The organism is Streptomyces sp. RP5T (assembly GCF_003933965.1).
Classification (GTDB): Bacteria; Actinomycetota; Actinomycetes; order Streptomycetales; family Streptomycetaceae; genus Streptomyces.
Genome location: NZ_RSAJ01000348.1, coordinates 1 through 8,771 on the forward strand (window position 1 = coordinate 1; position 8,771 = coordinate 8,771).

The window sequence follows — 8,771 nt, forward strand, 5'->3', positions numbered from 1 at the left end:
GGGCTGGGGGGCTTGCGGCCTGTCGTGTCGTGGTCTGCGTGTTTGCCAGTGCCGTGGGGTTCGTGGCCTTCTGTGCTCTGGCCCTTGTGCTCGCCCGTGGGGTGGTCCTGGCCGCTTGTTGGGCCATGGCCTTCATGCTGGCCGGGGCTGGAGCCGGGGCCGGGGTCCGGGCTGGAGCCGGTGCCAGTGCCGTCATCGGTGTCGTGCGTGTCGTGGCTCTCGTGCTCGCCCCTGGGGTGGGCCCGGCCGCCTGTCGAGCCGTGGCCGTCACGCTTGCCGGAGCCGGAGCCGGAGCCGGAGCCGGAGCCGGAGCCGGGCGTGTCCGCGCCCTCGTGCTCGCCCGTGTCGTGGGGCTCGTGGGCCTCGTCGTCGTGGGCCCCGCGGGCGTGGTTGCCCTGTGGCCGGTCGGCGTCCGGGCCGTCGGTCTCGGGGCCGTCGCTGCCGGGGAGCTTGCCGCTGTCGTCGTCCACCCGCCCAGCTTGGCCCGGGCCGCTTTTCCCACAACCCCGCCGACACGGCGCGAACGGGCGAAGCCATATGCTGCTTTGCATGACGAGTGAGCCGGAGCAGCAGTTGGGAGTGGGGACGCAGGACGCGTTCCAGCGTCTGTGGACCCCCCACCGGATGGCCTACATCCAGGGTGAGAACAAGCCGACCGGCCCGGGCGCCGACGACGGCTGCCCCTTCTGCTCGATTCCGGCCAAGTCCGACGAGGACGGCCTGATCGTCCGGCGCGGCCGGCTGGTGTACGCGGTGCTCAACCTCTACCCCTACACCGGCGGCCACCTCATGGTCGTGCCCTACCGTCATGTGGCCGACTACACCGACCTCACCGAGCCGGAGACCGCCGAGCTGGCAGAGCTGACCAAGCAGGCCATGACGGCCCTGCGGACGGCCTCCGGGGCACACGGCTTCAACATCGGCATGAACCAGGGGACGGTCGCCGGCGCCGGTATCGCCGCCCACCTCCACCAGCACATCGTCCCGCGCTGGGGCGGCGACACGAACTTCATGCCCGTCGTCGGTCACACGAAGGTGCTGCCGCAGCTGCTGGGCGACACCCGCAAGATGCTGGCGGACGCCTGGTCGGCGGTCTGATCGCCGCAGGCATCGACCAGGACCGTCCGGCGCTTGAGGACGAGCCGGCCCGGGCCGAGGGGGTCCGGGGCGCAGCCACCCAGGCCGGCACCTAAGACCCCCCCGCATGTCGATGCGGCCCGACCGCCGGAGGCCTACGCGTCGCAGACGTCCGCCGTCCGCACCCGCAAGATGCTGGCGAAGGCCGGGTCGGGCGGTCTGATCGCCGCAGGCATCGACCAGGACCGTCCGGCGCCTGAGGACGAGCCGGCCCGGGCCGAGGGGGTCCGGGGCGCAGCCACCGAGGCCGGCACCCGGACCCACCCGCACATCGACGCGGCCCGACCGCCGGAGGCCTACGCGTCGTAGACATCCGCCGTCCGCACCCGCAAGATGCTGGCGTAGGCCTGGTCGGGCGGTCTGATCGCCGCAGGCATCGACCAGGACCGTCCGGCGCTTGAGGACGAGCCTGCCCGGGCCGAGGGGGTCCGGGGCGCAGCCACCGAGGCCGGCACCCGGACCCCCCCCGCATGTCGATGCGGCCCGACCGCCGGAGGCCTACGCGTCGTAGACGTCCGCCTTCCGCGGCGACACGTCCTGCACCTGCGTGCTCAGGAAGCCCGCCCGCGTGCCGAACTTCTCCGTGTCCACGCCGTTCTCCGACAGGACCCGGATCGCCGCGGAGTGGACGACCCGCAGCACCGGCGTCGCGGCGCGCAGTGCGTCGTCGGCCATGAACCGGTGCCGCCACGGCTTGTCCGCCCACGCGTGCCGCAGACCGAACGGCTCGGGCAGCGCGAGCGAGCCGCCGAGCCAGTTGAGCAGCGGCGGGTACCAGGTCAGGGGCGCCCGGGCGGTGAGGCGGACCACCTCGTCCGCGTCGACCAGCGGGAGCTTGATCTTCTTGGTCTCCCAGAACCTGAGCTGCTTGGCGACCTCCTTCTCCTTGGCCGCCGGCTTCGAGGTGAACAGCCCGTGCACCGGCCCGAGCGCGTGCCCGGTGACCTCGATGCGCAGCGTCTCGTGCAGCACGGTCACCGTGATCAGCATGGTGAGGACCAGCTGCCCCTCCCACAGCGTCCACTGGACGCCCAGGTAGTGCCGGTCGCCGCCGCCGAACTGCTGCTTGTTGCAGATGTCCTGTATCGCGTGCGTCTTGACCTGGTAGGCGTCCACGTCGGTGCCCCCGGGCCGGGACACCTCCTTCGCGCCCTCCGCGATCGGCGTGACGACCCAGTGCCGTATGGACGGCTTCGGGAAGCCGCCGGTGTTGATCGTGTTGCGCTCCAGCATGCGCAGCTGGTCGTGGATGGAGCGGACGACGTCCCAGCTGCGGAAGGGGTGGATCTCGCGGGTGGGGTCGGCGGACACCAGGTCCTCGGCCAGCTGCCAGCTGCCCCAGCGGGTGCCCATGCCGAGTATCCCCTTGGGGCCGGCGTAGAAGACCGAGTTGGACTGCTGCTCGGCGCTGAGCATGGCCAGGGACTGGCGCAGCTGCTCGGCCGCGGTCTCGCCCGGGTTGCTCGGCACCGCCTCCGGCACCTTGGCGCCGACGCTGCTGCCCGCCAGCAGACTGGCCCAGCGCTCCCGCAGATCCCTCGCGGTGCGCTCGCAGATCTGCTTGGCCCAGAACCAGCCGACCACCGGGAGGACCACACACGCGCGTGCGTACAAGCCCCAGAAGCCCGCGAAGGGCATCTTGATCAGGAAGAGCACGGCCAGCGCGCCCATCGCGACGAGCAGCGCGGTGGCGAGCGCGCCCGCCTGCTTGTTGTCCTCGCGCTTGGCGATGTTGGTGCGCAGCGTGAACACCAGCAGCCAGACGAGGAGCCCCGGCAGGAAGAGGACGCCGCACAACACCATCACGGCGCTCAGCCAGTTGTCCCGGTCCCGGCGGATGTTGTTCGCCGCGAGACAGTGCTCGACCACGACTTGCGGCTCGGCGCCGAAGGACTGGATGAGGGGCTTGCGGCCCGCACCGAGCATGCGGGTGATCACCGCCGTGGAGAACGCCTCGCCCAGGTTGGGGCGGAAGATCTTCGCCCACCTGCGGCCGCCCTTGACAGCGGACTCGTGCCACTCGTTGTTGGCCTTGAGGATCTCCTCCACCGGATTGTCCCGATAGGCCGCCGAGGCCAGCGCGAACGTCGCCGTCTGCGCCTCGTCACCCGTGCGCGGCACTTGCGGACCGAAGAAGTCCGCGTAGCCGCTGTCAACGGTCATTCCCGCCCCCGATCGCCGCCGGACTCACCCACTGCGGCCTTCCCGACTTCCTTGCTTCGCACACCTGTTGATCAGGTCATCAGCGTATCCGTACGCACTGACATTAATCGGCGGACGGCCGAAGCCGCCCGCCGATTCGGAGGAGTGGGTTCCACAAACGTCACCCGCGGGGCTCAGGAAGCCACTTGTGGGGCGCCCCGCCCCAACTATGAGGCGGCCCGCGCCTCTTCACGGATCCTCTCGGCGATCTGCGGCGGCATGGGCTCGTGCCGCGCGTAGGAGCGGCTGAAACGCGCGGTGCCGTGCGACAGGGACCTGAGGTCGACCGCGTACCGCCCGATCTCGATCTCCGGCACCTCGGCCTTGATGAGCGTGCGCCCGCCGTTGGTCTGCTCGGTGCCGAGCACCCGGCCGCGCCGCCCCGACAGGTCGCTCATCACGGCGCCCACGTAGTCGTCGCCGACCAGCACGGACACCTCGGCGACCGGCTCCAGCAGATGGATCTTCACGTCGGCCGCGGCCTCCCTGAGGGCCAGCGCCCCGGCCGTCTGGAACGCGGCGTCCGAGGAGTCCACGGAGTGCGCCTTGCCGTCCAGCAGCGTCACCCGGACGTCGATGAGCTGGTGGCCGGTGGCCACGCCCTTGGCGGCCTGCGCCCGCACTCCCTTCTCGACGGACGGGATGAACTGCCGCGGCACCGCGCCGCCGACGACCTTGTCCACGAACTCGATGCCCGAGCCACCGGGCAGCGGCTCCACCTCGATCTCGCAGATGGCGTACTGCCCGTGGCCGCCGGACTGCTTCACATGCCGTCCGCGCCCGGCCGACTTCCCGGCGAAGGTCTCCCGCAGGGGCACCCGGTGCGGTACCACGTCCACCTGCACGCCGTAACGGCTGCGCAGCCGTTCGAGGGCCACGTCGGCATGCGCCTCGCCCAGGCACCACAGGACGACCTGGTGGGTGTCCTGGTTCTGTTCGAGCCGCATGGTGGGGTCCTCGGCGACCAGCCGGGCCAGGCCCTGCGAGAGCTTGTCCTCGTCGGCCTTGCTGTGCGCCTGGATGGCGAGCGGCAGCAGCGGGTCGGGCATCTCCCACGGCTCCATGAGCAGCGGGTCGTCCTTGGCCGAGAGGGTGTCGCCGGTCTCCGCGCGGCTGAGCCTGGCCACGCACGCCAGGTCGCCCGCGATGCAGTGCGAGAGCTGGCGCTGCTGCTTGCCGAAGGGGGCGGACAGGGCGCCGATGCGCTCGTCGACGTCGTGGTCCTCGTGCCCGCGGTCGGCGAGCCCGTGCCCCGAGACGTGGACCGTCTCGTCCGGGCGCAGGGTGCCGGAGAAGACCCGTACCAGCGAGATCCGGCCGACGTACGGGTCGGACGCCGTCTTCACGACCTCCGCGACCAGCGGCCCCTCGGTGTCGCACGCCTTGATCTCGCGCGGTTTGCCGTCGATGGTCGTGACGCCCGGCGTGGGGTGCTCGAAGGGGGTCGGGAACCCGCCGGTGATCAGCTCCAGCAGTTCGACCGTGCCGAGTCCCTGCCTGGCGCCCTCGGCCGCGGGGGCGGCGGCCAGGACCGGATGGAACACCCCGCGCGCCACGGCCCGCTCCAGGTCCTCCACGAGCGTCTTGAAGTCGATCTCCTCGCCGCCCAGATAGCGGTCCATGAGGGTCTCGTCCTCGCTCTCCGAGATGATCCCCTCGATGAGCCGGTTGCGGGCCTCCTCGATCCCCGGCAGCAGGTCCTCGCCCGGCTCGGCCTCCTTGCGCTCCCCGGAGGAGTAGTCGAACAGCTTCTGCGACAGCAGTCCGGTCAGCCCGGTCACGGGCGCGTGCCCGTCGGGCCCCTGCGGGCCGCGCAGCGGGAGGTAGAGCGGCAGCACGGCGTCGGGGTCGTCGCCGCCGAAGGCCTCCGCGCAGATCCGCGTCATCTCCTCGAAGTCCGCCCGCGCGGCCTCCAGGTGCGTGACGACGATCGCGCGGGGCATCCCGACGGCCGCGCACTCCTCCCACACCATGCGCGTGGAGCCGTCGACCCCGTCCGAGGCCGAGACGACGAACAGGGCCGCGTCCGCCGCGCGCAGACCGGCCCTGAGTTCTCCGACGAAGTCGGCGTATCCGGGGGTGTCCAGGAGATTGATCTTGTACCCGTCCCATTCGACGGGCACCAGGGAGAGCTGCACCGAGCGTTGCTGCCGGTGCTCGATCTCGTCGTAGTCCGAGACGGTGCCGCCGTCCTCCACGCGGCCCGCCCGGTTCACTGCTCCCGCGGTGAGCGCGAGAGCTTCCACCAATGTGGTCTTGCCCGATCCGGAGTGGCCGACCAGCACCACATTCCGTACGGACGCGGGGTGGTCGGCCGCTGTTGCCCTGCCGGCGGCTCCGGGGTGTGCGTTCGCCTTGTCGCCCATGGCCTTGCCTCCCGTGCACGGTGAGGTCTCTGTGGGCGCGGACATGCGGACCCGCGTGCGGTGCGGCTCCGGTGACGCCCGCGGTCCTTCGAGCTTTCCACTCCCGTCACGGTGCGTCCATACGACGGACGCGATCGCCCGGTGACCTGGACGACGCGAGGCCGTGACACGGGCTCCGGGTGCCCGGCCGCCGCCCACGCGTGTGCGTGGCTACGATGGGCCAGCCGGTGGCCAGCAGGGGCCGAGCCGGCCACACCGACCGTCGGGAAGGCCATGCTGAACAAGTACGCGCGTGCATTCTTCACGCGTGTTCTCACTCCGTTCGCCTCGTTTCTGATCAGAAGGGGCGTCAGCCCCGACACGGTCACGCTCCTCGGCACCGCCGGAGTGGTCGCGGGCGCGCTGGTCTTCTACCCCATGGAGGAGTTCTTCTGGGGCACGGTCGTGATCACGCTGTTCGTGTTCTCCGACCTCGTCGACGGCAACATGGCCCGTCAGCTCGGCCGCTCCAGCCGCTGGGGCGCCTTCCTGGACTCCACGCTCGACCGTGTCGCCGACGGTGCGATCTTCGGCGGCTTCGCCCTCTGGTACGCGGGCGGGGGCGACGACATCGCCCTGTGCGCGGTCTCCATCTTCTGCCTGGCCAGCGGCCAGGTGGTGTCGTACACCAAGGCCCGGGGCGAGTCGATCGGGCTGCCCGTCGCCGTCAACGGCCTCGTGGAGCGTGCCGAGCGCCTGGTGATCTCGCTGGTCGCGGCCGGCCTCGCGGGACTGCACAAGTTCGGTGTGCCCGGCATCCAGTACCTGCTGCCGGTCGCCCTGTGGATCGTCGCCGTCGGCAGCCTGGTCACGCTGATCCAGCGGGTCGTCACGGTCCGCCGGGAGTCGGCGGAGGCCGAGGAGGCCGCCGCGCGCTCGGGTGCCGGTCCGGACACCCCCGGGACGGACGCCGCCGGGACGGACGTGGCCGGGGACCAGCCCCGGCAGCAGGGGAGCGGGGCGGCGAAGTGAGCGCCCAGGAGCGGCTGACGGACTCGCTGTACGGCCTGGGCTGGGGCATGGTCAAGAAGCTTCCCGAGCCGGTCGCGGTGCGCCTCGGCCGGAGCATCGCCGACCTGGCCTGGAAGCAGCGCGGCAAGGGCGTGCTCCGCCTGGAGAGCAACTACGCGCGCGTGGTGCCCGACGCGAGCCCCGAGCGTCTCACCGAGCTCTCGCGCGCGGGCATGCGCTCGTACCTGCGCTACTGGATGGAGTCCTTCCGGCTGCCCGCGTGGAGCAAGGACCGCATCAGGGGCGGGTTCGACCCCAAGGGCCTGCACCACCTCACCGACGGGCTCGCCGCCGGCAAGGGCGTCATCCTCGCGCTGCCGCACATGGCCAACTGGGACCTCGCCGGCGCCTGGGTCACCACCGCGCTGGAGACCCCGTTCACCACGGTCGCGGAACGGCTCAAGCCCGAGACGCTGTACGACCGTTTCGTCGCCTACCGCGAGGGCCTCGGCATGGAGGTGCTCCCGCACAGCGGCGGCACCGCCTTCGGCACGCTGGCCAGGCGGCTGCGCGACGGCGGCCTGGTCTGCCTGGTCGCCGAGCGCGACCTGTCGTCCTCCGGCGTCGAGGTGCGGTTCTTCGGCGAGGCGACCCGTATCCCCGCGGGCCCGGCCCTGCTGGCCCAGCAAACGGGCGCGCTGCTGCTGCCGGTGACACTCTGGTATGACGACTCGCCCGTGATGCAGGGGAAGGTGCACCCCCCGGTCGAGGTGCCCGAGACAGGTACGCGGGCCGAGAAGACGTCTGTCATGGCACAGGCGCTGGCCGATGCCTTCGCCGAGGGAATCGCCGACCATCCGGAGGACTGGCACATGCTGCAGCGTCTGTGGCTGAAGGACCTCGAACCCCGACCGTCGTCGGACGGGGCGCGCCCGTGAGAATCGGCATCGTCTGCCCGTACTCCTGGGACGTGCCGGGTGGAGTGCAGTTCCACATCCGCGATCTCGCCGAGTACTTCATCGGCCTCGGCCACGAGGTGTCCGTCCTCGCCCCGGCCGACGACGACACCCCGCTGCCGCCGTACGTCGTCTCGGCCGGCCGCGCGGTCCCGGTGCCGTACAACGGCTCGGTGGCGAGGCTGAGCTTCGGGTTCCTGTCGGCGGCACGCGTGCGCCGCTGGCTGCACGACGGCGCGTTCGACGTGGTCCACATCCACGAGCCGTCCTCGCCGTCGCTCGGCCTGCTGACCTGCTGGGCCGCGCAGGGCCCGATCGTCGCCACCTTCCACACCTCGAACCCGCGCTCCCGGGTCATGGTCGCCGCCTATTCGATCCTCCAGGCCGCGCTGGAGAAGATCAGCGCCCGGATCGCCGTCAGCGAGTACGCCCGCCGTACGCTCGTCGAGCACCTGGGCGGCGACGCGGTGGTGATCCCCAACGGCGTGGACGTCGACTTCTTCGCCAAGGCCGAGCCGAAGCCCGAGTGGCAGGGCGACACGATCGGCTTCATGGGCCGCATCGACGAGCCCCGCAAGGGCCTGCCGGTGCTGATGAAGGCCCTGCCGAGGATCCTTGCCGAGCGCCCGCAGACCCGGCTGCTGGTCGCCGGGCGCGGGGACGAGGAGGAGGCGGTGGAGTCGCTCCCCGAGGAACTGCGCGCGCGTGTGGAGTTCCTCGGCATGGTCAGCGACGAGGACAAGGCCCGCTTCCTGCGCAGCATCGACCTGTACGTCGCCCCCAACACCGGCGGCGAGAGCTTCGGGATCATCCTGGTCGAGGCCATGTCGGCGGGCGCGCCGGTGCTGGCCTCGGACCTGGACGCCTTCGCCCAGGTCCTGGACCACGGCGCGGCGGGCGAGCTCTTCGCCAACGAGGACGCGGACGCGCTGGCGGAGGCGGCGGTACGGCTGCTCGGCGACCCGGCGCGACTGAGGGAACTGCGCGAGCGCGGCAGCGCGCACGTCCGCCGCTTCGACTGGTCCACCGTCGGCGCGGACATCCTGTCGGTCTACGAGACGGTGACGTCGGGCGCGGCGGCGGTGGCGGCGGCGGACGACGAACGGGGGCCGGGGCTGAG

At 71.7% G+C, this 8,771-nt stretch carries 7 protein-coding genes and 1 pseudogene; 5 read left to right on the top strand and 3 right to left on the bottom strand.

Annotated features, from left to right (window positions below; genetic code table 11):
• Window positions 1-470: pseudogene (locus EHS43_RS29110) on the bottom strand (hypothetical protein); the annotation flags it as partial.
• Window positions 471-537: 67 nt separating this feature from the next.
• On the opposite strand from EHS43_RS29110, the gene EHS43_RS29115 reads away from it, so the two are divergent.
• Together EHS43_RS29115 and EHS43_RS46690 are read left to right on the top strand one after the other, a co-directional pair.
• Window positions 538-1,098, top strand: coding sequence for an HIT domain-containing protein (locus EHS43_RS29115; protein WP_125193703.1), 561 nt, complete (start codon window positions 538-540; stop codon window positions 1,096-1,098).
• 171 nt (window positions 1,099-1,269) lie between these two features.
• Window positions 1,270-1,446 carry a hypothetical protein gene (locus EHS43_RS46690; RefSeq protein ID WP_185806458.1) on the top strand — a complete coding sequence of 59 codons (177 nt, stop codon included), beginning with the start codon at window positions 1,270-1,272 and terminating at the stop codon, window positions 1,444-1,446.
• A 189-nt stretch (window positions 1,447-1,635) separates the two neighbouring features.
• On the opposite strand, the gene EHS43_RS29120 is transcribed toward EHS43_RS46690, so the two are convergent.
• Both EHS43_RS29120 and EHS43_RS29125 read right to left on the bottom strand, forming a co-directional pair.
• On the bottom strand, window positions 1,636-3,300 hold the full coding sequence (locus EHS43_RS29120; protein ID WP_125193704.1) for a hypothetical protein: 1,665 nt from the start codon (window positions 3,298-3,300) through the stop codon (window positions 1,636-1,638).
• 206 nt (window positions 3,301-3,506) lie between these two features.
• Complete coding sequence (locus EHS43_RS29125; RefSeq protein ID WP_125193706.1) at window positions 3,507-5,705, bottom strand: elongation factor G-like protein EF-G2; 2,199 nt, start codon at window positions 5,703-5,705, stop codon at window positions 3,507-3,509.
• 273 nt (window positions 5,706-5,978) lie between these two features.
• On the opposite strand from EHS43_RS29125, the gene pgsA reads away from it, so the two are divergent.
• The 3 genes from pgsA to EHS43_RS29140 all read left to right on the top strand — a co-directional run.
• On the top strand, window positions 5,979-6,716 hold the full coding sequence (gene pgsA / locus EHS43_RS29130; RefSeq protein ID WP_260470764.1) for a phosphatidylinositol phosphate synthase: 738 nt from the start codon (window positions 5,979-5,981) through the stop codon (window positions 6,714-6,716).
• Window positions 6,713-7,633, top strand: a complete 921-nt coding sequence (locus tag EHS43_RS29135) for a phosphatidylinositol mannoside acyltransferase (RefSeq protein ID WP_125193705.1) — start codon at window positions 6,713-6,715, stop codon at window positions 7,631-7,633. Before pgsA ends, EHS43_RS29135 begins: the two co-directional genes overlap by 4 nt.
• A partial coding sequence (locus tag EHS43_RS29140; RefSeq protein ID WP_148104112.1) for a glycosyltransferase family 4 protein occupies window positions 7,630-8,771 on the top strand: 1,142 nt, incomplete at its 3' end. The genes EHS43_RS29135 and EHS43_RS29140, both read left to right, overlap by 4 nt.